This window comes from Paenibacillus glycinis (genome assembly GCF_009909185.1).
Lineage (GTDB): Bacteria > Bacillota > Bacilli > Paenibacillales > Paenibacillaceae > Paenibacillus_Z > Paenibacillus_Z glycinis.
In genome coordinates this window covers 45,130-71,537 of sequence record NZ_JAAAMV010000017.1, presented here as the reverse complement: position 1 = coordinate 71,537, position 26,408 = coordinate 45,130, and the positions used below count along the sequence as shown (strand labels likewise).

25 protein-coding genes are annotated in these 26,408 nt (G+C 60.8%); 10 read left to right on the top strand and 15 right to left on the bottom strand.

What is annotated here, in order from left to right; translation table 11 throughout:
- Nucleotides 1–114 precede the first annotated feature (114 nt).
- Nucleotides 115–1,803 (bottom strand): dihydroxy-acid dehydratase, encoded by a 1,689-nt coding sequence (gene ilvD, locus GT019_RS18310; protein ID WP_161744637.1) that lies wholly within the window; start codon nt 1,801–1,803, stop codon nt 115–117.
- 612 nt (nt 1,804–2,415) lie between these two features.
- Here ilvD and GT019_RS18305 point away from each other — a divergent pair.
- The 4 genes from GT019_RS18305 to GT019_RS18290 all read left to right on the top strand — a co-directional run bounded on the left by GT019_RS18305 (nt 2,416) and on the right by GT019_RS18290 (nt 9,527).
- Nucleotides 2,416–4,173, top strand: a complete 1,758-nt coding sequence (locus tag GT019_RS18305; protein WP_161744636.1) for a methyl-accepting chemotaxis protein — start codon at nt 2,416–2,418, stop codon at nt 4,171–4,173.
- A 74-nt stretch (nt 4,174–4,247) separates the two neighbouring features.
- Nucleotides 4,248–7,973 carry a non-ribosomal peptide synthetase family protein gene (locus GT019_RS18300; RefSeq protein ID WP_235948541.1) on the top strand — a complete coding sequence of 1,242 codons (3,726 nt, stop codon included), beginning with the start codon at nt 4,248–4,250 and terminating at the stop codon, nt 7,971–7,973.
- A gap of 532 nt (nt 7,974–8,505) precedes the next feature.
- Nucleotides 8,506–9,018, top strand: coding sequence for a HugZ family pyridoxamine 5'-phosphate oxidase (locus tag GT019_RS18295; RefSeq protein WP_161744635.1), 513 nt, complete (start codon nt 8,506–8,508; stop codon nt 9,016–9,018).
- Between the two features lie 41 nt (nt 9,019–9,059).
- Nucleotides 9,060–9,527 (top strand): DinB family protein, encoded by a 468-nt coding sequence (locus GT019_RS18290; RefSeq protein WP_161744634.1) that lies wholly within the window; start codon nt 9,060–9,062, stop codon nt 9,525–9,527.
- Nucleotides 9,528–9,585: 58 nt separating this feature from the next.
- Here the strand turns inward: GT019_RS18290 and GT019_RS18285 are convergent, their stop codons facing one another.
- Both GT019_RS18285 and GT019_RS18280 read right to left on the bottom strand, forming a co-directional pair.
- Nucleotides 9,586–10,647: a methyltransferase domain-containing protein gene (locus GT019_RS18285; RefSeq protein ID WP_161744633.1), complete on the bottom strand. Its 1,062-nt coding sequence runs from the start codon at nt 10,645–10,647 to the stop codon at nt 9,586–9,588.
- A gap of 184 nt (nt 10,648–10,831) precedes the next feature.
- Nucleotides 10,832–11,515, bottom strand: coding sequence for a DUF6022 family protein (locus GT019_RS18280; RefSeq protein ID WP_161744632.1), 684 nt, complete (start codon nt 11,513–11,515; stop codon nt 10,832–10,834).
- Nucleotides 11,516–11,625: 110 nt separating this feature from the next.
- Here GT019_RS18280 and GT019_RS18275 point away from each other — a divergent pair, with 110 nt between their 5' ends.
- Nucleotides 11,626–12,354: a TetR/AcrR family transcriptional regulator C-terminal domain-containing protein gene (locus tag GT019_RS18275; protein WP_161744631.1), complete on the top strand. Its 729-nt coding sequence runs from the start codon at nt 11,626–11,628 to the stop codon at nt 12,352–12,354.
- A gap of 115 nt (nt 12,355–12,469) precedes the next feature.
- On the opposite strand, the gene GT019_RS18270 is transcribed toward GT019_RS18275, so the two are convergent.
- The 7 genes from GT019_RS18270 to GT019_RS18240 all read right to left on the bottom strand — a co-directional run bounded on the left by GT019_RS18270 (nt 12,470) and on the right by GT019_RS18240 (nt 18,395).
- Nucleotides 12,470–12,916 carry a DoxX family protein gene (locus GT019_RS18270; protein WP_161744630.1) on the bottom strand — a complete coding sequence of 149 codons (447 nt, stop codon included), beginning with the start codon at nt 12,914–12,916 and terminating at the stop codon, nt 12,470–12,472.
- Between the two features lie 82 nt (nt 12,917–12,998).
- Nucleotides 12,999–13,589 carry a TetR/AcrR family transcriptional regulator gene (locus GT019_RS18265; RefSeq protein WP_161744629.1) on the bottom strand — a complete coding sequence of 197 codons (591 nt, stop codon included), beginning with the start codon at nt 13,587–13,589 and terminating at the stop codon, nt 12,999–13,001.
- Between the two features lie 282 nt (nt 13,590–13,871).
- Nucleotides 13,872–14,804, bottom strand: coding sequence for a phosphotransferase family protein (locus tag GT019_RS18260; RefSeq protein ID WP_161744628.1), 933 nt, complete (start codon nt 14,802–14,804; stop codon nt 13,872–13,874).
- Complete coding sequence (locus GT019_RS18255) at nt 14,797–15,348, bottom strand: hypothetical protein (RefSeq protein WP_161744627.1); 552 nt, start codon at nt 15,346–15,348, stop codon at nt 14,797–14,799. The genes GT019_RS18260 and GT019_RS18255 overlap by 8 nt, the downstream gene beginning before the upstream one ends.
- Before the next feature lie 231 nt (nt 15,349–15,579).
- Complete coding sequence (locus GT019_RS18250) at nt 15,580–16,071, bottom strand: SRPBCC family protein (protein WP_161744626.1); 492 nt, start codon at nt 16,069–16,071, stop codon at nt 15,580–15,582.
- Nucleotides 16,064–16,417, bottom strand: coding sequence for a metalloregulator ArsR/SmtB family transcription factor (locus GT019_RS18245; RefSeq protein ID WP_161744625.1), 354 nt, complete (start codon nt 16,415–16,417; stop codon nt 16,064–16,066). The genes GT019_RS18250 and GT019_RS18245 overlap by 8 nt, the downstream gene beginning before the upstream one ends.
- Nucleotides 16,418–16,583: 166 nt before the next feature.
- The gene (locus GT019_RS18240) at nt 16,584–18,395 is read right to left on the bottom strand and encodes an ABC transporter substrate-binding protein (protein WP_161744624.1); all 1,812 of its coding nucleotides are present in this window, start codon (nt 18,393–18,395) and stop codon (nt 16,584–16,586) included.
- Between the two features lie 145 nt (nt 18,396–18,540).
- Here GT019_RS18240 and GT019_RS18235 point away from each other — a divergent pair, with 145 nt between their 5' ends.
- Complete coding sequence (locus GT019_RS18235; RefSeq protein WP_161744623.1) at nt 18,541–18,726, top strand: hypothetical protein; 186 nt, start codon at nt 18,541–18,543, stop codon at nt 18,724–18,726.
- On the opposite strand, the gene GT019_RS18230 is transcribed toward GT019_RS18235, so the two are convergent.
- The 4 genes from GT019_RS18230 to GT019_RS18215 form a co-directional block, all read right to left on the bottom strand.
- Nucleotides 18,714–19,292, bottom strand: a complete 579-nt coding sequence (locus tag GT019_RS18230; protein ID WP_161744622.1) for an isochorismatase family protein — start codon at nt 19,290–19,292, stop codon at nt 18,714–18,716. The two genes, GT019_RS18235 and GT019_RS18230, sit on opposite strands and share 13 nt — an antisense overlap.
- A gap of 24 nt (nt 19,293–19,316) precedes the next feature.
- Nucleotides 19,317–20,426 (bottom strand): AbrB family transcriptional regulator, encoded by a 1,110-nt coding sequence (locus GT019_RS18225; protein WP_161744621.1) that lies wholly within the window; start codon nt 20,424–20,426, stop codon nt 19,317–19,319.
- A 125-nt stretch (nt 20,427–20,551) separates the two neighbouring features.
- A complete protein-coding gene (locus GT019_RS18220) occupies nt 20,552–20,956 on the bottom strand; it encodes an RrF2 family transcriptional regulator (RefSeq protein ID WP_161744620.1) in 405 nt (134 codons plus the stop codon).
- 116 nt (nt 20,957–21,072) lie between these two features.
- A complete protein-coding gene (locus tag GT019_RS18215; protein WP_161744619.1) occupies nt 21,073–22,083 on the bottom strand; it encodes a formylglycine-generating enzyme family protein in 1,011 nt (336 codons plus the stop codon).
- A gap of 276 nt (nt 22,084–22,359) precedes the next feature.
- Between GT019_RS18215 and GT019_RS18210 the strand changes: the two genes are divergently transcribed.
- Nucleotides 22,360–22,902 carry a YfiT family bacillithiol transferase gene (locus GT019_RS18210; RefSeq protein WP_161744618.1) on the top strand — a complete coding sequence of 181 codons (543 nt, stop codon included), beginning with the start codon at nt 22,360–22,362 and terminating at the stop codon, nt 22,900–22,902.
- Between the two features lie 3 nt (nt 22,903–22,905).
- Here GT019_RS18210 and GT019_RS18205 read toward each other — a convergent pair whose 3' ends face one another.
- On the bottom strand, nt 22,906–23,268 hold the full coding sequence (locus tag GT019_RS18205; RefSeq protein WP_161744617.1) for a winged helix-turn-helix transcriptional regulator: 363 nt from the start codon (nt 23,266–23,268) through the stop codon (nt 22,906–22,908).
- 148 nt (nt 23,269–23,416) lie between these two features.
- On the opposite strand from GT019_RS18205, the gene GT019_RS18200 reads away from it, so the two are divergent.
- The 3 genes from GT019_RS18200 to GT019_RS18190 all read left to right on the top strand — a co-directional run bounded on the left by GT019_RS18200 (nt 23,417) and on the right by GT019_RS18190 (nt 26,387).
- Nucleotides 23,417–24,595 carry an MFS transporter gene (locus tag GT019_RS18200; RefSeq protein ID WP_161744616.1) on the top strand — a complete coding sequence of 393 codons (1,179 nt, stop codon included), beginning with the start codon at nt 23,417–23,419 and terminating at the stop codon, nt 24,593–24,595.
- A gap of 113 nt (nt 24,596–24,708) precedes the next feature.
- Nucleotides 24,709–25,380, top strand: coding sequence for a response regulator transcription factor (locus GT019_RS18195; protein ID WP_161744615.1), 672 nt, complete (start codon nt 24,709–24,711; stop codon nt 25,378–25,380).
- On the top strand, nt 25,377–26,387 hold the full coding sequence (locus tag GT019_RS18190) for a sensor histidine kinase (RefSeq protein WP_161744614.1): 1,011 nt from the start codon (nt 25,377–25,379) through the stop codon (nt 26,385–26,387). Before GT019_RS18195 ends, GT019_RS18190 begins: the two co-directional genes overlap by 4 nt.
- The last annotated feature ends 21 nt before the right edge of the window (nt 26,388–26,408 follow it).

The window sequence follows — 26,408 nt, the reverse complement described above, 5'->3', positions numbered from 1 at the left end:
CCTTTCGCCTCGCTTTGCCTTCATTTCATTCTACGATTGTTTAGCGAAATCATACGCGTTATCCGGCCGAATGTCAATCGGATGGCCGCGCGGCTCGCCCGAGGGCGGTACGCACTAAAATAAATCCGTGACCGCTCCTTTCGAGGCGGAAGACACCAGCCGCGCATACTTCGCGAGCGCGCCGCTTGTCGCCTTGAGCGGCGGCGCCGTCCATGCCGCTTTGCGAGCCGCCAATTCCTCCGCACTCACCGCGAACGAGATCTCCTGCGTCCCGCTGTCGATCGTGACAAGGTCGCCGTTCTGCAGCAGCGCGATCGGACCGCCGACTTGCGCCTCCGGCGCGGCGTGCCCGACGACGAAGCCGTGGGAGCCGCCGGAGAAACGGCCGTCGGTGATGAGCGCGACTTCGCCGCCGAGTCCTTTGCCGACGATCAGCGCCGTGACGGACAGCATCTCAGGCATGCCCGGGCCTCCCTTCGGCCCGCAGTAACGAATGACCAGCACGTCGCCGGCTTTGATCTCCTCGTTCATAATCGCTTCCGTCGCGGCCGTCTCGCTGTCGTATACGCGTGCCGGCCCCGTGAAGCGGAGCTTCTTCATGCCCGACATTTTGGCGATCGCGCCTTCCGGCGCGAGATTGCCCCTGAGCACGTACAGCGGGCCGTTCGGTTTAAGCGGCCGATCGAACGGACGGATGACCGTCTGGTCGGCGGCGAGCGGCGCCGATGCGTCCAAATTCTCCGCAAGCGTCCGGCCCGTGACCGTCATGCATTCCCCGTGGAGCAGCCCTTCCGCATGCAGCAGCTTCATGACGCCTTGAACGCCGCCGACCTGGTTCAAGTCTTCCATGACGAATCGGCCGCTCGGCTTCATATCCGCCAGATGGGGCACTTTCGCGCGAATCCGCTCGAAATCGTCGTAACTCAGTTCCACTTCGACCGAGTGGGCGATCGCGATCAGATGAAGGAACGCGTTGGTCGAGCCGCCAAGCGCCATGACGACGGTGATGGCATTCTCGAACGCCTCCTTCGTCATGATATCGCGCGGATAGATGCCGCGCTCCAGCAGTTGCAGCACTTGCGCTCCGGCTTGCCGGCACTCTTGTTCCTTCCCCCGGGAAATCGCCGCGGTCGACGACGAACCGGGAAGGCTCATGCCCATCGCTTCCGCGGCGGCGGCCATCGTATTGGCCGTGTACATGCCGCCGCAGGCGCCAGGGCCGGGGCAAGCGCTGCATTCCACCTTATGCAGCTCTTCCGCGTCGATCCGCCCGTCGTGGTAGCTCCCTACCGCCTCGAACGCGCTGACGATATCGACGTCCTTGCCGTCCAGCTTGCCGGGCTGTATCGTTCCGCCGTACACGTACACGGACGGCAGGTTCAGGCGGCCGATCGCCATCAGGCAGGCGGGCGTGTTCTTGTCGCAGCCGCCGACGGCGACGAGCCCGTCGAACCGTTCCGCGCCGGTGACGATCTCGATCGAATCGGCGATCGTCTCTCTGCTCGGCAGCGAGAACGTCATTCCTTCATGCCCCATCGAGATGCCGTCCGAGACGGTGATCGTGTTGAATATGAGCGGCGCGCCGCCGTGTTCCCGCACGCCCTCCTTGGCCGCGCGGGCGAGTCCGTCGATATGCATGTTGCATGGCGTCACCTCGCTCCAGGTGCTCGCCACCCCGATCATCGGCTTCTTGAAATCTTCGTCCGTGAAGCCGACCGCGCGCAGCATCGCCCGGTTCGGCGCCCGATTCGCGCCCTCGCTGATGACCTTGCTGCGGACGCGCAGATCTTTCTTGTCGTTCATCGCGCCTTACCATCCTTTCATAGTGGAAACTAAGATTCTAGATCGATATATGTATACAATATATCGCATACTTCTATTTCTTACAACGAGTTCCTCGCAGCCCCGCTCCCGCATCGGGAGATTCCGGTCGCGGGGATCTCGGATATAATTTCCCGTTCGCGCATCCCTTAATCGGCGAGGGCGTCTTGGTCGGAAGCTTGCCGCATGCCCGTCCTATCGGCGCGGTATTTTTGGCATTTGATTTGCGGCACATGCCGGCTTACCTTTAATTCCGACAAACCGATCACGGATTTTCGTTTTTCGGAAGCCCTTTCTTTGCTATAGCGCCGCGATTCGCCGTCCTGCCCCGGCTGTATTTATAACGTAAGCAAAGCTCCGATTTCGCTCCTTTATCGCCCGCTTTTCGCATGTAATTAATCAGAAGAATTTTGTAAAGTTTGTGAATTCTATAAAATTCCAGTCCTTCCCTTACGATAATATAAAAGTCTTGGGTATTTTTGGCTGTTTTACGCGTTTCCCCAAAGCATTAGTCCCAGAAGGAGGGAGTTTAGACCTGCACATAAGAAGGACCGGGCATAGTTCCAACTACAATCATACCAGGAGCGAAACAACATGAAAAAAATGATCGGCATGTCTTTTTTTATGAAAAACCTGCTACTTTCGTCCTTTAACATCATCTTGATCGGGGCCGTGCTCATCACGTCCGGCTATCTGATCGAGAAAAACGTGCTGATCGATCAACTCCACGGCGAGATTACCGCGGTTACCCAAACTTGGGCCAAAGGACTCGACGCGAAAGCCGTCGAGCAGGCCGTGACGGAGAAAAGCTACGACGGCCCCGTGCAAGCGAAGCTGCGGACGTACCTCGACGCCGTCAACAAAGATAATCCCAATATCGCGCAGGCGTATATTTTCGGCACCGAGCTGAAGGACGGCAACCAGACGACGCTCGTCGCCATGCCGACCAGCCTGATGGACGCCTTCAAGGAAGCGAAGCTGAACATCGGCGATTTCTACGAGCAGCCGAAAGAAGTCGAGGACGGGCTGAGGAGCATGCTCGCCAGCGGCAAGCCGACCTTTACGTCTTTCTACTCCGACGATTTCGGCACGTGGACGACCGTCGCGTATCCGATCCATGACGCGGACGGGAAAATCTTCGCGTATTTCGCCGCCGACGTCGACGCGAGCGCCGTTCCGAACGGACTGAACAAGCTGCTGACGAGCGGAATCGGCATCATGGCGATCTTCCTCGTCATCGTGCTGCTCGTTCAATATCTGGTTTCCCGCACGACGATGAAGCCGCTGAGGGAACTCATGCGCGGCATCGAGCAGGTCAGCGAGGGCAACCTGGACATCTCGATCAAGACCGGGGACGACGACCTCGGCCGGATCAACGCGAAATTCAACGTGATGGTCGGCCGCATCGGCGAAACGATGGTAAAGGTGCAGCAAGCCACCCATCTGCTGAACTCCTCGTCCAAACGGCTGCATGCCATTTCCGAGCAGAACAGCGCGGAAGCGTCGACGATTACCGCCAGCATCAACGAAATCATGCATAACATCTCCGCCCAGGAGCAAGCCGCCGGCGAAGGGGCGCGGGCGATGTCCGAGATGGCCGTCGTCATCCAAAGCATCTCCGACAATTCGTCGCAGGTGGCCAACGAAGCGTCGGTCATGGAACAGATCTCGATCGAAGGCAACGGCGTCGTCAAGCAGGTGACCGAGCAGATGAGCCAAATCGACCAATTCGTTTCCGACACCGGCGCCGTCGTCAAGCAGCTCGAGAGCCGCTCGCAGGAAATCGAGAACATCGTCTCCGTCATCGCGAATATCGCCGCGCAAACCAACCTGCTGGCGCTCAACGCCTCGATCGAAGCGGCCAGGGTCGGAGAGCACGGCAAAGGTTTTGCCGTCGTCGCGGGAGAAGTCCGGAAGCTGGCGGAGCAATCCAATCAGTCCGCGACGCAAATCACCGAGCTCATCAAGGAAATCCAGGCGGAAATCTCTCGGGCCGTCCAAGCGATGGAACAAGGCTCCGGCGAGGTTCGCTCGGGCATCGAAGTCGCCGGCAACCTCGAGTACCTGTTCGGCAATATCCTGTTGGCCACGCGCACGGTCTCGAATCAGATCCACGAAGTATCCGGCTCGACCCAGCAGATGTCCGCCGGCACGCAGGAGCTGACCGCCACGTCGGAGGAGCTTTCCGCGACCGCCGGCATGACCGCGGAGAACAGCTCGCGAATCGCAAGCTCGATCGAGCAGCAGAAGGCTTCGCTCGGCACGATCGTGGAAGCTTCGACGGAGCTGAACGCCGTGTCCGAAGAGCTGCAGTCGCTGGTCGGCCAATTCAAAGTCAGCCCGAAACGATAAACCGTTCCGTCGTCGTAGTCGCGCAAGTCAACCAATAAACCATAACGCCCTGCAATGGATCAAGGGGAGAACGGATGAGAGCCATGAATGAGAAAATCGTCGATTCACAAGCCAATGCCTACCAACGCGATAACGTCCTGCTGCTGCCGACCGATTTCCCCAAACATCACCGTACCTGCGCATTCTCGATCGCCGAGCATGCGCTCGGAGCCCGGCTGAGCGAAGCGATGGAGAACGCCGCGCACGCCGATCCGCAGGTCGAAGACTTGCTGGCTGCCGTTTATTATGCCTGGATCTACCGGATGTCGGGCGAGAAGGAACTGACGGCGGGACTGCACCTGAACGATTCGTCCATCTGCGTATCGCTCGAGATCGAACCGGGCGCGACGTTCCGCGGCATCCGCGAGCTCGTGCGCGGCGCGGCGGCCTCGCCGGCGCCGAGCGCCGGCGAGGCCGAAACCCGATTCGCCGTCCGCCGGTCGCCGAAAGCCGCCGGGGAGCAGCTGATCTGGCAGCTTCGCGAGCGCGAAGGCGTCTGGACATCCGTCGTGGAGTACGACGATTCGCTGTTCAAAGCAGAGACGATCGAGCGATTCGCGCATTATTACGCCGCGCTGCTGGAAGCCGCGCTCGCGCATCCGGACCAAAGCATCGCCGGCGTAGATATTCTCGCGGAATCGGACGCGGCGGCCCACCGGCTGCTCAACGCCACCGACGCGGCATACGAACGGAACGAGACCGTTCACGGCATGGTGGAACGGATGGCCGTCCGCTATCCCGATAAAACGGCCGTATCCTCGTCCGAAGGCGCCTTGACTTACCGGCAGCTGAACGAGGCGGCCAACCGCACGGCCCGCGCCCTGCTCGCGCAAGGAATCGGCGTCGGCGATTTCGTCACGATCTATATGGAGCGGAGCATCGAGCTCATCGTCTCCCTCTTGGGCGTGCTGAAGGCCGGAGGCGCCTACGTGCCGGTAGATCCGGAACATCCCGAGGAGCGCAACCAATATATCGTGGCGGACACCCGCTCTGCGTTTATCGTGACCAAGGAACGTTATCTCGATGGCGCGCGGGGACTGAGCGCCGGCGCCGCGGCGGTCAAGGACGTACTGCTGTACGACCGGGACTTCGCCGGCTTCGACGGCTCGGACAATCCGTCCGTGGGCGTTCTGCCGGACGATCTCGCGTATATCATCTATACGTCCGGATCGACGGGACGGCCGAAAGGCGCGCTCATTCGCCACGAAGGCGTCGTCAACCTCGGGGAGACGGTCCGGCGCGATTGCAAGATCGAGCCCGAGGACGTGCTTACGCAGTTCTCCACTTACAGCTTCGACGCATCCGTATGGGATACGATCGGCGCGCTGTTCTATGGCGCGACGTTGTACCTGCTCTCGCCGGAGGAACGAATCTCGGTCGAGCTGTTCGCGACCGCCGTGGAGCGCACGGGAACGACGATCATCGCGATCCTCCCTACCGTGTTCTTCAACGAAATTACCGCCTACCTGTCGGACGAGGGTTACCGGAAGCTGGCCGGCGTCAAGCTCATCACCGTGGCCGGCGAAGCGCTCTACGGCGCGCAGGTGCGGGCGTTCCAGCGCCATTTCCGCGACCGCATCGCGATCGTGAACGTCTACGGGCCGACCGAATGCACCGTCTGCACGACGACGCATGTCGTCGACGCGCTAATCCCGGACGAACTGACGAACGTGCCGATCGGAAAGCCGATCGGCAACTACAAGGTCTACATCCTGAACGAAGCCAACCGGCTCTGCCCGGTCAACGTCCACGGCGAATTGTGCATCTCCACCGTCGGGCTGGCCAAAGGGTATCTGAACCAACCGGACAAGACGGCGGCGGCATTCGTCCCGAATCCGTTCGCGGAAGGCGAGCTGATGTACAGGTCCGGCGATATCGTGAAACTGCTGCCGGACGGCACGATCGAATACGCCGGACGCCGCGACTCGCAAATCAAGATCCGCGGCCACCGGATCGAGATCGGCGAGATCGAGGACAATTTCATCAAGATCGCGAACGTGCAAAACGTCGCCGTCATTCCGAAGAAGGACGCGAACGGCCACAACATGCTGATCGGCTATTTCACGTCGCGGGACGGACATCCGGTTCCGCCGGCCTTGATCAAACGGGAGATCTCCGAGAAGCTGCCCGCGTATTTCGTGCCGAAACGGATCGTGCAGCTGGACGCGATGCCCCTGTCCCCGACCGGCAAAATCGACCGTAAAACCTTGGCCGGCTACGAGCATCGCGAGGAAACCGCCGAAGCGCACGGCCCTGGTCCCGAGAACGATACCCAAGCCGCGATCGCTCTGGCCTGGAGAGCGGCGCTCGAGCTCGAGCATGTCGGCATCCACGACGATTTCTTCGCCGCCGGAGGCGACTCGCTCGCGGTCATGCACGTGCTGACGCTCCTGATGCCGGTCTTCCCGGGCTTGAAAATCAACGATTTCTATCGCTGCAGAACGGTCGCGGGGCTGGCGCGGCGCACGGAGGAACTGCAGGCCGAAGCGCTCGAGGAGGCGCTCCGGTTGCCTGCTGCGAATCCTGACGTTTCGGACATTTCGGCCAATCGCGAGAAAACGGCGCTCGACGAATATCCGCTTGCCTTCGGCGAGATTCGCCCGCTTCCCCTGGACGCGATGCCCAAAGCCGTGCTCCTGACCGGCGCAACCGGCTATCTCGGCTCTCAGCTGTTGTACGATCTGCTTCAGCAGAGCAGCTCGGAGATCTACTGCATCGTCCGGAAATCCGGCAAATGGAACGGCTTGACGCGTTTGCAGGACGCGATGAGCCATTATTTCGGACCGGCGGTCCTGGACTTGATGCAAGGCAGGGTCATCGCCTTCGAGGGGGACCTGGAACGCCCCGATCTCGGTTTCTCCGAAGCGGATGCCGCGGTCGTCCTCGCGAAAGTCGACGCGATCATCCACAGCGCGGCCGACGTCCGCCATTTCGGCGACGAAGAGCGCTTTGCGAGAACGAACGTCGACGGCACCCGCCATCTGGTACGGCTGGCCGAGGAGCTGCCGCGGCGCGTGCGCTTCCATCACGTCTCCACGCTCGGCATTCCCGAAGATCTCGCCTTGAGCGGGCAATGGGAGCGGGTGCTGGAGCAGCCGGTATTCGAAGCCGGCCTTCGCGTCGAAAGCGTCTATACGAACAGCAAGCTCGAGGCGGAGAAGCTGCTTATCGAAGCGGCGGGACACGGGCTCGACGTCACGATTTACCGCGCGGGCAACCTAACCTGCCACTCGCTCACCGGCAGGTTCCAGCGCAACATCGACAGCAACGCGTTCTACCGCATGATCAAAGCGATGCTGGTCTTCGGCAAAGCGGTCGAGGCCGACTGGGACGTGGACTTCACGCCGATCGATTATGCCGGGCAGTCGATCGTCCATCTGGCCCTGCGTCCCGATACGATCGGATGCGTGTACCACATCTGCAACCCGGTGCAGCTGCCGTATTCGCAGCTGCTGGACGGTCTGCGGGGCTTCGGCTACGACATCGAGACCCTGGCGCCATCCGCTTACGGCGAATGGCTGATGCACAGCGGCGCGACCGGCAACCTCGAGGCGGTCAAGCTGGCAATGGCGCAGCTGGAAGGCGACGGCGCCAAAAATTCCGCGTACCGCTACGGTTGCGCGGAAACGACCGCGCTGCTGAGCGGCACGGGAATCGGCTGCGCGGAGCCGGATCGCGATTTCCTGCGCCGGATGATCGCGTACGCGGCGGACATCGGGTATTGGCCGTCTGCTCCGGCAATGCCGGCGGTAACTTCTTAAGATAACCTTCCATCGAAAGCCGGATGCCGGATCGCCGCAAGGCGAGATGGTCCCGTGCTTCGTGGAAGTACGGCAGCGGCGCGCTCCCCGTTCGGGGAAGCGCGCCGCTGTTTTATGCATATACGGTTTACAGGCAGCCCACTTATCACGCAAGCGGAGGATTTCCATGCATCGCCAAAAATTCAATTGATAATGATTATCATTATTGGTATAATTCGAGTGCATTCATTATCGATACCCTATGGAGGGTTTTCCGTATCATGAACCAAGCCGTTTCCAAAGCCGTGCCGCTTGCCTCGCTCCTGGCGATAACGGCCGCCTTGCAAAGCACGGAACGGAGCTAATGCCTTCGTTGACGAGGCCGCCCGGGCGACAAACGTCCCTACTCGCGCGGCGCTGCCGAAAACGGACGCATTCGGCTCGCGCCGCCCGTGCCCGAATCAACCGCAGAAACTGCCGGAATCGAATATTCCGTGCCACGCCGGGACTCCGGACCGCGAACATCTACTATAAGAGAAGGGGAGGAAACGATTTGAAACCGATCGATCACGACAAGATCAAACAGCAGTATCTGCTCTTCGCCGACAGCCTGAAATCGCTCCTGCTCAGCACCGTCGACGAAAGCGGCAGCCCGTTCATCTCTTATGCTCCGTTCGTGAAGCATGACGGCCGGTTCTACATCTACATCAGCCGGATCGCGAACCATTTCCGTCATCTCGAAAGCAATCCGCTCGTCGACGTCATGCTGATCGAGGACGAATCCCGCACCGCGAATCTGTTCGCCCGCCAACGCGCGCGCTTCGTTTGCAAGGCCGCCAATGTCGGGAACGAAGGACACGAAGAAATATTCGCGCTGTTCGAAGGCAGATTCGGCGGGAACATGATCGCCATGCTGCGCGGACTCGATTTTTCCCTGTTCGAGCTTGCCGCCCGGGAGGGCCGATACGTCGCGGGATTCGGGCAAGCCTACGATATCGACCTAGCCGGCGATACCTTCGATCACGTCAACCGCGATGGCCACGGCCAGACGTCGACGAAAGCCTGATCTGCCATCCTCCATATTCGCGAATAGAAAGGAATGCCGTTATGAGCCACTATGATTCCGTACTTCCCATTTGGAGCGCCATCCAGTCCCGCTTCTTCCGCACCGCCTCGCAGCTGCCCCAGGAAGACCTGGCGCTGAAGCTCGGTCCCGCTTCCATCGGTTATATGCTGAAGCATAACGCGGAAGTCGAATTCATGTTCACGGAATGGTTCTTTCGTAAGCCGATACCGGAAGGGATCCGGCTCTCGACCAACGCCGGACCGGCCGGCGACGGCGGCGGAGAGGCTACCCTGAACGAGTTGCTGCAGCTGCTGGGCGATTCCAACGAGCATCTGCGCAATGCCATGCGAGACCTCCCCGAGGAAGCCTGGACCGAGCCCGTCGAATCGCCGATGGGCGGTCCCGCGACGACGCCGCTCGAGGCGGTCGGCCGGCTCATGTACCATACCGGCATCCATGCCGGCCAGATTTCCCTCATTCAGAAGAACGCCAAGGCCAAGCAAGCCTAGCGCGACGAAATCGGCCCCGAGAACGGCAAATTGCCGTTTTCCGGGCCGCTTCTCTCGGTTAGTCTTTGCGCAAATACACCACGCGCGAGGGACGCCGGACGACTTCCGGCTTTTCCGGTTCCACCATCTTGATTTGCATCTGCTTATTGGATTTCGCGGCGCCGGCCTTCGAAGGTTTCGCCTTCGGCTTCGTTTTCGGATCGGATTTGGGGCCGGCCTTCGAATCGGCTTTGGGCTTGGCATCGGGCTTCGATTCGGGTTTGCCTCTGGGGTCGCTTTTGGGACCGGTCTTCGATTCGGGTTTGCCTTTAGGTTCGGAATTGGGGCTGGTCTTCGGAGCCGCTTTCGAATCGGTCCTGGCCTTCGGCTTGATCGTGCCTGCCGCCTTCTTTCGGCCGTTTTCCTCCGCTGCGCGTTGCTCTTCCTCACCCTCGGCCCGCGTGACGGGCTCGGATTCGATGACATTCTCGGCATTTTGCCTCGTGAGCATGCTGTCGTGGAGGCGCCGCTCCTTGATGCGGGCCGGTTCCTCCAATTGGGACCCGGCCAGAATGCTGCATTCTTGCTTGGTGACCGGCTCTTTGACGACCGCGAAATGATACAGGATCTCATCGACCATGTTATGCTGCACGTCCATCAGGCCGATTCGTTCTCCCGGCTCGTAGAGCGGCGACAAATAAAGCGGGAAGTAAAAAAACTCCATGCGCAGCAGTCGGAAATCGACCCCGAGATCCTCTTCGGCAATGAACTCCGGCGAAAACTGCGAGGCCGATACGATTTCGCGGTGATGCTCCTTCGGCGTCAAATAATACGGCGTGTATTCGTTGAAATGGCTGCGGACCGCCGGATTCGCGATATGAATCGCGGCCTGGGCATGCGGAGCGACGATGCAGACGACCGCTTTGTGCTTGCAGACCCGGTAGATCTCTTTCATCACGCTTCCGAGATCCTTCGCGTACTCCAAGCTTCTGCTCGCGAGCAGGAAGGACACGGAATTGTCCTCCAACGGCAGCCTGTCGTTCAAATCATGCACGATATCGGGATGAACGGACGGCATGATGTCGATGCCGACGCATTCGCGGTGCTTGTCGGCTCCGCAGCCCAGATCAACGCGATGCATGCGCAGCCCCCCGCTTCATCGCCCGCGATGCATCGTCCCTTGCCGCCGTGCCGCAATGCCTTACATGCACCGAATCCTTGCAGCCGAATATTGCAGCCATGATAGAAGACCGCCCTCCTCCGAATTGCTCCATACAGTCATTGTATGAACCCTGCGGCCGGCGATATGACGCGGACCTCGTTCCTCAATCGGAACAGGGCCGCCGGAAGAAAGCAACGAGCCTGCCCGATGCCGGCACGACGGAGACGAGCTCCCAGCCGTACCGGCCCCAGCGGCCGAGCGCGTCGTCGAGGTTCCAGCCGTGCAGCTGGCCGTCGTCGCCAGGCTTCAAGCCGTCGCCGAAAGAGGTGTCCGTCGCGTACTCGAACGACTGCCGCGCGGTCTCGCCTTGCGGTTCCTTCAGCGGCAGCCGCTCCTGCGGGAGATCCCAGCGGATCCGAAAGGACGGGTCGGAGAGCGCGGCGACGATAGCCTCCCGCTCCGTCGCTTCCAGCGCAAGCAGCCGCGGAGCGCACGGCAGGCGAAACGAACGGTGCGAGTGATACACCTGGAGCACCATCGTTCCCAGCGCGTCCCCGTCCGCCGTCCGCACGACGTACCAGGCGCAGCGCTCGCGCTCTTCCGGCGGACCCCAATTCTCCACGGAATCCTTTCGGTTGAAGCCGGGCTTGATGTCGTATCCGTCTTCCGCAAGCCTGGCGGCAACGGGCAGCATGAACCGCTGGATCCATACGCCGTAGGCGCGGTCGCCGTGTGCGGCGAACATTTCCGTCAACTCGTCATGTCGATCTTCGAATACCGCCCGCCAGGCGCGCGCAAGCGTCTCTCCGGCCATGCGGGTTATCGCTTCAATGGTGCTTGCCTTCATCGTTCATCGTCTCCCCATTATAATTTAACAGTGATAAATAGTAATTTAATATCGTTAGATTAATTGTTTGTGCTATACTTGTCAACAGCATACTTGGAGGTCGAGCCCGCATGGCAAGAAGACGCATTCACCCCTCGTCAACCGAGGGAAACGGCATTATCGGCACCGAACCTCTTCATACCCCGCTTGACCGCGCGCGCATTGTTGGCGCGGTGCTGCAGCTGCTGCAGCATGAGGGCCTGGATGCCATCAGCATGCGCAAAATCGCCGACGTCCTCGGCGTGAAAGCCGCAGCGCTATACTACCACGTGAAGGACAAGGAGCAGCTGCTGCATCTGTTGGCGGAGGAAATCAGCTTCGGCATCCCTATTCCCGATCCCACCGCGGCTTGGCCGGCGCAGTTGAGGTCGTGGGCGGAGAGCTTTCGCGCCAGCTTGCTTCGGTTCCGCGATGCCGTGCCGATCATGAACGCGGCGCATGCAGCCAGTCCGAATCGGTTGGACCATATCGAATATTTGTACCGCACGCTGGCCGAAGCCGGTTTCGCGGATGAACGGGTACCTTGGCTGGCTGCCATGCTCAAAAATTATATTTACGGCTTCGTCGAGGAAGAAACCCGGCTGCGCGAGCGGGCGCAGGCCGCGCGGCAACGGCAGGACGAGGCGGAGAACGGCTATGCGAAGCAGATCCTCGCGCTGCCGCAGGAGCGGTATCCTCATTTCGTCCGGCTGGCGGCCTTTACCGTCTCGATGAACGGCGACGAGGAATTCAGGTTCGGCTTGGACGTGCTGCTGGACGGATTTCGCGCGCAGCTACTTGGCGTACATCGCGAGTCCTAGCGGTTGCGCGACAAAAAGCGGCTGCCCGGGAAAGTCCCGGATAGCCGCTCGATTGTCGTGTTCGGTTACCTGTTTAATCCGCCTGTTAGGCATAGAGCATCGTCTCGGCGCGACGTTAGAAGATCATCGGGGAAGCCAGCAGCGCCGCCGCGATGAACGCGAACTGCAGGACGGTCCGCGCGATAAGTCCGGGCACCGGTCTGCCGCCGATCGTCAGCTTCTCCCGCGCCCCCCGCACGTTGGCCGGGAAGATCAGCACGAAGAAGACGGCCAAGCAAACGGCCGCTGCGTGCGAATACGCCGGAATCAGGATAGCCGCGGCGGCCGCGATCTCCAGCAAGCCCGTCACCGTGACGATGCCCGCCGCGTTCGGCAGCGAGCGCGGGACTATCCTGATCAGATCCGGGCGGCGCTTGCCCCAGTGCGCCGAAGCCGTCAAGAGCAGCATGGCCGCGACGGCCGCCTGCAGCGAATGCTGCCAATCCGCGAGATACGGTACGCCGGCGAAACCCAGGATGCGAAACAAAATGCATGAACCGGTCAAGACGATAAAAGGCGCCATTTCAATTCCTCCCCGTGTTTAGCGAACCAAGGTTATCCAGTCCGAGACGCTGCGCCGACGTCCTCGCGGCGCAGCCTGCGCGCTAGCCGCGCAGGCTGCCGCTCACGAACAAGGCGAAATGCTCCGCCGTGAACGCCCGCGCCGCGTTCGGAATCGACGCTCTCGCCCGCAGGCCGAGCGCCAGCACCACGAACAATTCCGCCGTCCTGTCAGCATCGACCGAATCCGGAATCACGCCATGCCGCTGTCCCGTGACGATCCATTGCTTGGAGAACCGGACGGACCGCTCGTAAAATTGCCTTAGCACCTCGGCGACGGCCGGCTCATCCTCCTTGCCCAGCAAATACATGAGCACCTTGTTGGTCGGGCTTCCGGCGTCCTCCAATCCGGCGAAACGCTTCGCCAGCAGCTGCATCGGCTCCTCGAACGAACCGCCGTGGCGCTCGACCTCGTCCTCGAACCGGTCGTTCGTATCGGACAGGCTTTCCTCCAGCACCCAGGCGAACAGCTCGTACTTGCTCTTCACGTAATGGAAAATCGCGCCTTTGGACAGCTCGGACCGTTCCATGATGTCCTTCATCGTGATGACGTGGCAGCCCTTCTCCCCGATCAGCGCCTTCGTCGCCTCCAACAGGTGCCGAGTGGTCAGCTGTCTTCGTTCTTCCTGCTTCATGACGATTTCCTCCGTTTTCCAGTTGTTGCTTTTATTATATATACAGACCATCGGTTTGTAAATAGGCCGAGTAAAAGAAGCCGTCTTCACCCGGCTTCTCCGCGCGTATTGCCTTCAACAAAGCCGCGCAGTCCGTTCCGAGCCGGTTGGAAACCGATCTGCAGCAGCGCCTCCGGGCTCTCCAAGTACGTCACGCTTGCTTTCGGGGAAGCTTTGCCCGTCCGTTCGACCGATGACCGATGACCGATGCCATGCGGGCTTCATCGCTCTGAGGATGGCCGATCATGATCGGCGTTTGCGATATTGGTCCAGCACATGCAGCAAATACGCGTCCAACCGCGCGATGACCGTCGTTTTGTCCAGCCCGGTAAAGCCCAGGTCCGTCCATCCGCCGTACACCTCGGGTTCCCAGTAAGCCATGTCGATCAGGGAAACGAGATCCCAGTACGGATCGTAGGTAAACGTCTCGCCCGCATGCCGGCAATACGCGTCCAGAAACAGCCCGGCCGCCCGCACGCCGTAGAGCTCCGCCAGATTCACGCGGCAGTGGCCGACATCGATTCCCGCCGGGCCGATGCAGCCGTTCACCCAATCGACGATGCCGCTCACTTCCCCTCCCGACCAAAGGATGTTCGTGGGGTGGTAGTCGCGGTGGATGAAGCGCGGCTCGACTGGAGGCGGCGGAGCTAACACGATCCCGGCCGCGGTCTGCCATTCGACCGGAACCCGCGACCACGCGGAAGTATCCAGCCTCGAAGCATTGCCGTAACGGAAGTGCTTCCATGGAAAATCGCCTGCTTCGACGGCGTGCAGCGCCGCAAGCGCCTTGGCCATGCCATCGATCCACCGATCGAAATCCGGCGGTTCGAGCACCGTCTCCCCCTCCAGGCGCGACATTAACACGGCCGGCATGCCGCAGTCCGCTCCGCTTTCGTCGAAGGCGATGACCTCGGGTACCGGCACTCCCGCAGATCTGGCGGCCATTCGCAGGCTCTCGGCTTCGTGGCGAGCCAGATCCGGCTCGTTCCGCAGCCATTCCCCGTCATGGAACAAGCGCAGCACGACGGACCGCTCCGACTCGCCCGCACGTACCCGCAGCTCATGCACGAGCGACGAAACGCCGCCTTTCAACTGCTTCGCGGAGACGATCTGCGCCTCGGCGTGTACCGCTTTCGACGCCCATGCCAATGCTTCCCGCGTGATTCCGTTAATCATAACCGCCCTCCGCTTCCGGTAACGCTTGGTATGCGTGCTTGCTTTCGACGAGAGTGTGAATGTACTGCCGAAGCTCCAGCAGTTGCTGAGCGTCGTCCGTAATGTCGCAGCGTTCGGATGACCAGCTCATGGACGCGGTTTTGCCGTCTATGGTCACGGTCCAGCTGTCCTCGCTGTACGGCGTCCGGCTGCAAACGGTCGGTGATGCAGCTGCCGGGGCCAACTGCTTCTTGCCCATGATATCAATCTCGCTCATCTTCGCATAGATGCCTCTCATCTCGTCATCCGTCAGCTTCAGGTCGGCCTTGACCGTGCCTTTGGCGATCAGATCCTTCGTAATCGTATCGTCGTACGTATTGATCTCGTTCTTGTTGACCTCCCCGTATCCGTAACGGACTTCGAAATCGAAATCGGGCGGCATATCCGCCGGCATCTTGGTATTGTCGACAGCGGTCGTCTCGACCTTGTCCTTCACGTACTCGCGCTCGCCGCAGCCCGATAGAACTAGCACGGCGGTCAGAACGGCTATCGGCCATCTTCGCATCGCGATCTCTCCTTTTCCCCATAGACGCAGCGTACCGGCGCAGGTTGCAGCTTTCGAAGCCCGATAAGGAATTTCTATCCAAGCGGCGAAAAGAAGATATCCAAGCGGCGGGAAAAATTCGAGAAGCGGATCGATGATTTTATCGCCTATCATTATTCTAACGCGGACTTGAAACACCCGGCCGCGCCGGCAGCCGGGTGTTCGGAAATATCGTTCGTAACCGGCGCCCTTTTACTTCAACCGCGCCAACAAATCCGCCAGACGCGCGTACGAATCGTTGACGCCGCGCTCCATGTCGGATTGCAGCATGCCGTCCCGGTCCGCGACCGAGCGGAACACGGATTCCATCGCGATGCGGGTGCGGCCGCCGGGCAGCTCCTCGAACAGCGCGGTTTCCAGCGTGACATGCCCTCTCTCCGGAAGACCTTCGAACTCGAACGTTTGGATAATGCGCTCCGGCGCCGTCACTTCGTGGAAGACGCCGCGGAAGCCATACTCGTTGCCGGCCGGATCGCTATGCACGTAACGGTAGGCGCCGCCGTCGCGCGGTTCGAACGTCTCCAGCGTCATGGTCATCTCGCGCGGTCCAAGCCATTCCGCGTACAGCTCGGGATCCGTGAATGCCCGGAAGACAAGCTCCCGCGGCGCGTCGAACTCCCTCGTGATCACGATGGTTTGCTTGCCCGGTTCCGCCTTGATCGTCGTCTCGTACCCGTTAGTCATCGTTTTCTTCCTTCCCTTCGATTGAATTGGTTTGGAGCCGTCCCTGCTCTCGCTTCAACACGTTGTCCAATGCCTCGAACCGCTTGCTCCACATGGTCCGGTAATGCTTTGCCCATTCTTCCACTTCCTGCAGCGCGTCCGGATTCATCCGGTAAATCCGCTGCTGCGCACGCTTCTCCACCTCCACGACATGCGTCTCGCGCAAAATCTTGAGATGCTGCGAGATCGCCTGCGGGCTGACGGTAAACCGTTCGGAAATTTCCGTGGCGGACAGTCGGCCGTTGCGGGCCAGCAGCTCCATAATCGATCTTCGCGTGGGGTCTGCTATCGCTGTGAATGTGTCCATGAGCTTATAATAAACGAAATTCTTAATTAAGTAAATGCTTAAATAATAAAAATAAGTATTTCCTGTCTCGTTGAGGAAGGCTTCAAACAAGCTCGGCGCCGACCTGATCGCCGCCCGCGGCAAAAACTAAGGGACGCCGCTCAAGCGTCCCTTAACAGTCGCGGCGTCAGCCGGCGTTTCCCGCAAGCGGTTCGTCTTCGCCGAGCCAAATATCCTTGAAATCGATCCATCCGAGCGAATTCAAGCCGACGCCTTTGATATTCGGATTGTAGAACGTGTTTTGCTTCTTGTGCAGCAGGAACAGGACATGCGTCTCGTCCCTCAGCCTGTTCTCGATGGCGGATAGATACCTTGACCGATCCTCCGCCCGCTTGCAGCCCAGCGCCGCTTCGACCTGTTCGCTCGTCCACGCCAGCAGCGATTCGTCCATGTGTTCCCTCAGAAAATTGCCGGTCTGCTCGTAAAGCTCGATCAGGGAGACGTCATCCTCGTCGAACACGACGCAGTACAGCAGGCAATCGACCTCTTCCAGCACGCCCGGTTCCCGGATCGATTCGAACGACTCCAAGCGCACGGCGACCGCTACGCCGTAATCGGCCAACGTTCGCTGAAGCCAACGCGCATCCATTTCGTGCAAGCCGTAGGTACCGATCGCAATCTCGCTCCCGTCGTATCCCGATGCCAGCAGCAAACTGGCTGCCAGCTCATGATCGGAGCGGTCCGGCAGGCGGTCCAACCGTTCCTCCGGATGAAATCCGGACGCCGCATAAATTCGGTCTTCGCCCAGCTCCTCCACCATCCGGCCGCGATCCACGAGCAGATCCACAGCCTTGCGGAACGCGGCGCTTCGCTGCGGCCCGTCCTTGCGCATATTCCACGTCAGCATCGCGCAGCCGTTGCAGATGAATTCCTTTTGTTCCCAGTCGTCCTTGGGCTGCATCTCCCCCGGCTCCTCCTTCATGAGCAGTTGTTCCCAGCTCTTGGAGTAGGCGATGGTGCCTCCCGGCATGATGACGATCACGATCCCGTCCAGATGGGCGCGGCCCTTGAAATATTCGGCGTTCGCGCGCATCATGAACCGGTCCTCCGTCCATGCCTCGAACCGGAACGGTCCCGTTCCCACGGGATGGCTCCAGAACCGTTCGTCCCGCTCCGCCAGATCATGCGGCACGATCGACAGCGCGGGCGAGCCCAAGAACCGCGGAAACAGCCAGTTCGGCTTCGCGAGCGTGATCCGGACGGTGCGCTGGCCAACTGCTTCCGCCCCTACAACCGAACGGACGAACCATTCGGAGGCGCGGCTTCCCCGCAGGCGGTCCAGCGTATATACGACATCGGCAGCGCTCATCTCCCGGCCGTGATGAAACCGGATCCCTTTGCGAAGATGAAACGTCCACTCCATGCCGTTCTCGTCATGCGTCCACGCATGCGCCAGCGACGGCACGAGCTTGCCGGTCTCGCGGTCGTATTCCACGAGCGTATCGAACAGCTGTTTCACCATATGCGCGCTGAAGGAATAGTATAGCTCCTTCGGATCTAGCGTCAAGATCGGCTTATACACCGGCAAGCAAAGGATGTCGGAGGCTTCGGCGTCGTTCGTCTGCAGCCGGCGGTAGCCGAAATGCCCGTTCAGCCAAGCCACGAACCTTTCGCGCGCCTCCGTCCCCGCGCCGAAATGCTCGATCAGCTCGAACGCCCGTTTGTACTCGCCTTTCCGGGCCAGCTCCTTCGCGATCTCAAGCAGCTTCGCCGCCTTGTCGAACAAGAACGTGATTTGCGAACGGTTGCCCCGGCCGCGCCCGGCATGCCATTCGATGAATCCGTCGTCGATCAGCTTGCGGAGAACGAGCTTCACGTTGCGCGAGGAGCAGAACAACGCCCCGGCGAGCTGTTCCAGCGAGACCTCGACCGGATGGCCCGCCCCCGCCTCGCCGGCAAAGCTCGCGTATAACGCCAGGTACCGTTCGTAAGCCAACATGGGCAAACCTCCGTTTCGACCGCCCTCCGGTGAAAAGGGGAAAGTAATTGCTTTGATTCTACACTTTTTATCCCCTTTTAGCGACAGCATAATAAAGGAGCAAGCATGACAGCCCGCACAGCACCCGTCAAGGAGGATGTTAACCATGATGATCCCGACATACGTTGCCGAGCAATTGTGGCGCCACCGCGAAGCGGAATGGGACAGACGCCAACGCCGCGGCGATTTCATCGCGCCCGATAAGCCGGGCAAGAAAGCCGCCGACGGCCGGTCCAAAAAGAAAAGGCAGCCGATCCCGAAGGATAGGCTGCCTGCCTCCTACAACGATTGATTCTGCTCGATGCCGTCCAAGAACGCCGCCGTCGTGCGCAGCTTTCCGATCCGGGGGAAAATGAATTTGCATGTCGCGTCATGCTCTTCCTGGCTCATGGCCGCCATGGCGTCCGTGATGAAGATTTGATCGTAGCCCAGCTGAAACGCTTCCCTCGCCGTCGTTTCCACGCCGATATTCGTCGATATCCCCAGCAGCACGATCGTATCGATGCCGCGCCGGCGGAGCTGCAGGTCGAGATCCGTGCCGAAGAACGCGCCCCAGTTCCGTTTGGTCACGACGTGGTCGCGCGTCCCGACGCCGAGCTCCGGCGCGAATTCCGCCCAGCCTTCGGGATAGCCGCCTGCCCGAGCCTCCTGATCCGTCGCCGGCTTGAGCGCGTCCTTGCCGTCCAGAAAGTCGACCTTCACGAACGAGACGAACCCGTTGCGCGCGCGGAACAGTTCCACCAGCTTCGCGGCATGCCCGACGATCTCCGGTCCTTTCGGCGACATCCCGACGATGCCCTTCTGCAAATCGATAATAACGAGCGCGGTCTTGGCGAATTCCAGTTGCAATGCTTCCATGATCGATAACCTCCGAATAATAGATTAGGCGGCGCCCCGCCGCTTCTCGCCGCGGGGTTGTATCCGGAACAGCATCCGGATCACCGGCGGCACGATGAAATAAATGAATAACATGCGGAAGAGCTGGTACCCGGCCACGATGGACAGATCCGCATGAATCTCATGCGCGATGATCCCCATCTGATCCATTCCGCCCGGCGCAAGGCTCAGCAGGCCGGTCGCATCCGATACCGGTTGGATCGCGGCCAGCAGCAGCGCCATGCCGAGCGCGCCGACGATGAGCAGCACGCTGCTGCCGAGCGCCAGCGTCAAATTGCGGACCTTGTTCGGCAATTGCGCCGGACGCAGCATCAAGCCGACGTAGATCCCGATCATCAGCTGCGCGATGCCGGTAACGGTGCCGGGCAGCGCCGGACCGTGCACCCCGGCCAGCTGCAGCGCCGCCGTCCCGATGACCGGTCCCAGCATGTACGCGGTCGGCAGCTTGACGCGATTGCCGAGGAATGCGCAGGCTACGCTGACGATCGCGAAGAAGATCAGGTTCGGGAACAAGCTTCCCCAGCTCGCGACGGCTGCAGACGCCGCCGCTGCCGCGGACGCCGCCGCGTCTTTCGTTTGTCCCAGGATCGGGCTGAACACGAGCAGCGGCACGCAGATCACGATCATCATGAGACGCGTGACCTGCGTGAACGTCACCGCCGTGATATTGATGCCTTCCGTCTCCTCCGCCAGAATGATCACCTGCGACAGACCGCCAGGGATGCTGCCCATCAGCGCCGTCTTGAAGCCCATGCCGGAAAATTTCGACACGATGTAGGCGATGCCCCCGCAATAGGCGAGCAGCAGCACCGCCATCAGCAGCATGACGGGCAGCTGCAGCGCGATTTGCTTCAAGGCCGCCGCGGTCAGGGAGAGTCCGATCGTATACCCCACGATGATAAGCGCCGTGTTGCGCAGCGGCTGCGGCCATGCCATCCGGTTCGGAACCAGGTTGTTCACGACCAGCATCGCGAACATCGGACCGAGCATCCAGGGAATCGGAATGCGGATCAGCTCGAATAGCAGGGCGCCCGCGATTCCCAAGACCAGCGTCATCGCGACGGCGCCGATTCGAATCGGGCTTCGGTTGCTCATATGGTTCTCCTCGCTTTCTTTTCAGAATGCCATATCGCGCCGATTTCTATGAAAAGGTCGACGACAAGGCAATAGGCCGACGAAAAAATGTGAGCAATAATTTGCACATTTTACGCAAAAAAAATTTAGCGTTTGATCAGATCCGCCACGGTATAGTCGCCAAGCACCTTCGACACCTGCGTATTGATATCGGCCATGATTTTCCGGAACGATTCGTTGGCCTGTTGACCGAAGCCGTGGCTGCCGGTCGTATCCAGCATGCGGTCCCATACGGGCTGCTCTTCATGCAGGGAGGTGTACACCTCGAATAACGTAATCTCGTCCGGCGAACGCGTCAGCTCGTAGCCGCCCGCGCGCCCCTGGCGCACCTCGACGATGCCGGCGTCGCCGAGCTGCGCCAATATTTTGCGAAGCGCCGTCGGCTCGCATTGAATTTGCTCCGCGATTTCCGCGCTGGAGCGCAGGTCGTCGTTCGCGGCAAGCACGATCAACGCTTGAAGGCCTAAGCCGAACCGTTTTAATTGAGCCATCGTTTATCGCTAACGCCTTTCCGCTCTCTCTTATTGTGCTGATTTTAGCACATATAATGCCGGGATTCAACCTACAGCGTCAAATCCTGGCCCCGCATGGCCGCGCTGCGCGGCGGTCATGCATCCGCCGCGCAGCGAAAACCCATATTCCCCGTCGAGCTGTCCGGCGTGTTCGCGCTGCGCGCGGCGACCCGGTAACGATTGCAATACGATTTGTGGCAGAGGTACGAACCGCCGCGCATGACCCTGCTCGTTCCTTTGGCCGGTCCTCGCGGATTCGAAGCGCCGTTTCGGGCGGGACGGTCGGTGAACAAGTCGCCGCACCATTCCCATACATTGCCGACCATGTTGTACAAGCCGTATCCGTTCGGAGCAAACGATTGCGCGGGCGCGGTGCCGGCATAGCCGTCGGAAGCGTTGTTCTTGTCCGGAAACTTGCCCTGCCAGATGTTGCAGCGATGCTCGCCGTCCGGCTTGAGGAGGTCGCCCCACGGGTACCGTTTCTGAATAAGGCCGCCGCGGGCCGCATATTCCCATTCCGCTTCCGTCGGCAGCCGTTTGCCGGCCCAATCCGCGAAAGCGGCCGCATCGTGCCACGATACGTGCACGACGGGGTGATCCAACCGGTCTTCGACATGGGAGCCCGGTCCCTCCGGCCGCTGCCAGTCGGCGCCGTCTACGGCCAGCCACCAAGGCGTGCCCGGAACCGACTTCGTGCTGCCGGACGCCTTCGCCGCTTCCGGCACGAACAGATGAAACACGAACGACCAGCCGAACCGCTCCGCTTCCGTCAAGTAGCCGGTCGCTTGGACGAACGCGCCGAATTCCCTGTTCGTCACCGCGCAGGCGTCGATATAGAACGGGGCCAAGGCTACTTCCCGGATCGGACCTTCGCCGTCCTTGGGAAACCCCTCCTCGTCGTTCGTGCCCATCAGGAACGTCCCGCCCGGCAATAAAACCATCCCCTGCCGCCGTTCCCGGTCTTCCATCGGCTCGGATCCCGCCGCGTCTGGTTGGACCGGGATCGCCGTTTCAAGTTCCGCGCCTGCTTCATGAACCGCCGCCGAGTCGCGTTCGGCCGATCTTGACGCCGCGCAGCAGCAGGACGGTTGTGCTTCGGTTGACATCTCGTACAGCTCCTTTCGCCGGCCGGCCCCATCGGAGAGCGCTGCCAAGAACCGTCGTTCCCGCCTCGCGGCTGCTCGATATCGGTCCGCATGCGCCCCGTCGATCCTGGGATTCCATTCCTTCACTCGGTACTGCCATGTGTTGAATGATACCTCCCCCGTCCGACGCTTGTCAAAAGTTTTCGGCCGCCTGCCGGGCGGGAGGAATCGGCGCATGCACCGGCGAATCCCAGGTAAGCGCGACGAACGCGTCGATATTCCCTGGAGGTGCGAATCATGCATACGGAGCTTGAACGGTTGCGTTTTCCCATTGGCCGGTTTCAACCGACCGTCGATCCCGGAGCGGAAGACCGCCGCGCATGGATCGCGGATATCGCCGGCATTGCCGGGACCCTGAGGGCCTTGGTCGCGGATCTGACCTCGGAGCAGCTCCGCGTGCCTTGCCGGCCCGAAGGCTGGACCGCGCTGCAGGTCGTTCATCATTTGGCCGACAGCGATATGAACGCCTATATCCGGTTCAAACGGGCGTTGACCGAAGCATCGCCGCTCGCCGCAACCTTCCGCGAGGACGCCTTCGCGACCCTGGCCGATTACCGGGATACGCCGGCCGGCACGTCCGTGACGCTCTTATCGGCGCTGCACGGCAGGTTCGTCTCGCTGCTGCGGAGCATGACGCCGGAGCAGTTCGCGCGCTCGTTCACGAGCCCGACGCATGGGCGAATGACGCTTGATCAGGCCGCAGAGCGCTTCGCTTGGCACGGCCGGCACCATATCGCGCAGATCGCTTCCTTGAAGTCGCGCATGGGCTGGGATAATTAGCGCTTACTCGCCCTGCGCGCGCGGGTCGTTGTTCGTCCCGTCGCCCCATTTGACCGCCCATTTCTCCATTTCCTTCAACGCGTCCTGAAAATCCTCGCCTTTCTCCGTCAACGCGTATTCCACCGTCACGGGCACGGTCGGAAATACCTCCCTGCGCACGATGCCGCTGCGTTCGAGCTGGCGCAGCACGTCCGTGAGCGACTGCGTCTTGACGACCTTCAAATCCCGGTTCAGCTGATTGAAGCGCTTCGGTCCCGAGGTAAGCTCCGCGATCACGAGAAACGCCCATTTGGCGCCAAGGATCTCAAGCACGGCGCATATATTCGTGAACCTGGAGCGCTCCGGTTCGTTCAGACGGTTTTCCATGGCGACGCCTCCAATGACTTACTTATTGTTAGTAAGTCAAAATAGTTGGATTAGATCAAAATCATTTGCCTTCTTACAAAATGTTAGTTCCTTCATTATACTACAGCCAAGAGAAATCTTGCCAGCGATAATGAAGGGATGGATTAGCATGTCAAACAAAGCTCGATTTACGGTGTACGCCCTCGCGTTCGGGGCATTCTTCACGGCGACCTCCGAACTGGTCGTCTCCGGAATATTGAATTTTATCGCCTCCGATCTGCAGGTATCCTTTGCGACGGCAGGCTTGCTGATTACGGCCTATTCCGCCGCGTTCGCCGTCGGCACGCCTCTCGTCGTATCGCTCGCCGCCCGCGCGGAACGGCGCAAGGTGCTGCTCGGCGCGCTCTTCTCCTTCATCCTCGGCAGCTTCGCCGCGAGCGCGAGCACGACGATCGAGACGCTCATGCTGTCCCGGATCCTGCTCGGCGTCAGCTCCGGCGTCTATCTGGTCGTCGCGTTCGGCGCCGCCGCCCGGATCGTGCCGCCGGAGAAGCTCGGCAGCGCCATCGGCACGATCGTGCTCGGCTTCAGCAGCGCGATGATTCTCGGCGTCCCGATCGGCATCGCGATCGCGGAAAGCCTGGGCTGGCAGGCGATCTTCCTGCTGCTCGGCATCGTGAGCGCCGCGTTCGCGTTCCTGCTCTACCGCCTGCTGCCCAAGATCGAGGGCGATGCGCCGGTTCCGTTTCGCGCCCAGTTCAAGGCCATCGGAAGCGCGGTCATCATCGGCGCGCTCGTGCTGACGTTTCTCCGGGAATCCGGCAACTCCGTCCTGTTCACGTACATGACCCCGTTCCTGCAGCAGGTGCTCCGATTCAGCATATCCGGCGTCGGCGTCATGATGCTCGCGCTCGGCGTCGTCGGCGCCGTCGGCTCGCGGGTCGGAGGCTACGGCGTCGACCGCTGGGGCGCAACTCGCGTCATCGCCTCCGGCGTCATGCTCCATATCGCGGCGCTGGCGCTGCTCCCGTTGTTCTCGGGCTCCGGATTCGCGGGAACCTTGCTGCTGGGCGTCGTCGTGTTCGCCATGTTTGCCGTCGGACCGGCCATGCAGAGCTTCTTCCTTCAGCAGGCGCCGCAATCGGCCAATCTAATCCTGAGCTTGAACACGTCCGTCATTCATCTCGGGCTGGCGGCCGGCGCCGGAGCGGGAGGCGCGATGCTGGCCGGCTCCTCGACCTTGCGTTATCACCCTTGGCTGGCGGCCGGCGTTCTGCTGCTCGGACTGGGCGCGGGACTGATCGGCTTCGCGAAAGGGCGCAGCCTGCGGACAGCCCGGAGCCGCTGACGCTCTTCCCGACGGAAGGACCGGCCGTTCCGTCCCGCCTCGCGACTCGTCTTCCTTCATCTGGTATACTGGCATAGACAACCCCGGCAGCCCGCCGAAGGAGGCGTTCCCTTTTGTTCCGAATCATGCTCGTGGAGGACGACGCGGATATCCGCGGCATCGTCGCCGGCACGCTGCGCAAATGGCAGTACGACGTCGTCGAACTGGATGATTTCGGCGACGTGCTGCGCGCGTTCGAGGCCGATCGTCCCCATCTGATCCTGCTCGATATCAACTTGCCGGTATTCGACGGGTTCTACTGGTGCCGGCAAATCCGCGCGGTGTCCAACGTGCCGATCATCTTCCTCTCTTCCCGCACCCAGAACATGGACATCGTCATGGCCATCAACATGGGCGGCGACGACTTTGTCCGGAAACCGTTCGATCTGGAAATTCTCGTCGCCAAAGTCAACGCGCTGCTGCGCCGCAATTATACGTACCAGGAAGAAAGCCTGCAGCTTCGCCACCGCGGCCTGCAGCTCAATCTCTCGAACTCCTCGGCCGAATACCAGGGCCGCACGTCCGAGCTCTCGCGCAACGAATTCATCATTCTGCAGGTATTCCTGCGGAAGGTCGGCGCCATCGTGTCCCGCGACGATCTGATGCAGGCGCTGTGGCATGACGAGCAGTTCATCGACGACAATACGCTCACCGTGAACGTCAACCGCCTTCGGCGCAAGATCGCCGAGCTCGGCTTGGACGCGTTCATCGCGACCCGCAAAGGAATGGGGTATATCGTGGAATGAGGCCGTGGCGATTCCTCAAATACGAAGCTGCGTACATCCTGCTCTGCGCCGCTACCTTCTGCCTGGTCATGCTGATCTGGTACGCGGAGCCCGGGAGCCGGCTTCATGCCGAAAGCCTGGCGTACGCCGTCGCGCTGCAGCTGCTGCTCATGGGCGCCTTCTTCGGTTACCGCTACGCGCGCAGCGTGCGGGCGATTCACATGATGCGGCATGAAGACGTCGAGCCGCTGTCGCTCGAATCCGAGGCCTACCAGCAGGCGCTGCAGGACATGGAGCGCGCGCATATGCTGGCGCTGAACGAAGTCCACGTGAAGCAGAAGGAATATTATGATTTCATCGTATCCTGGTTCCACGAGGTGAAGACGCCGATCTCCGTCATCCGGCTGATGCAGCAGACCGAGGTGGAGCCGAGAAGCCTCGAGGAGCAAGTTACCCGGATCGAACAGTACGTCGATCAAGCGCTGTACTACGCCAAGCTCGACAGCTTCAACCAAGACTACGAGCTCGTCAACTGCGACCTGGAGCCGCTCGTCAAGGACGCCGTCAAAAGCTGCTCCAAAGCGTTCATCGCGAAGAAAATCCGCCTGGCCCTGGACGTCGGCCCCACCGTCGTGCAAAGCGATACCAAGTGGCTGCACTATATCGTCAGCCAGCTGCTCACGAACAGCCTGAAGTATACGCCCGCGAACGGCGAGGTCGTCATCGCGGCGCGCGCGGACGACAAGGAGAAGCAGCTTGTCATCCGCGACAGCGGGATCGGCATCGAGCCCCGAGACCTGCCGCGCATCTTCAACCGCGGCTTCACCGGCACGAACGGCCGCATCCACATGAAATCGACCGGCATGGGCCTCTACCTGGCGCAGGAGCTGTCCAAGAAGCTCGGGCATTACATCACCTGCGTCTCGGAACCGGGCCGGTTCACGGAGATGACCGTGCATTTTCCGCGGCATCACGATCCTTACCGCGCGATACTGCAGCAAGTCTGCGACGGCAATGAATTCGCCTGACGCCAATACCGAACGAACCGC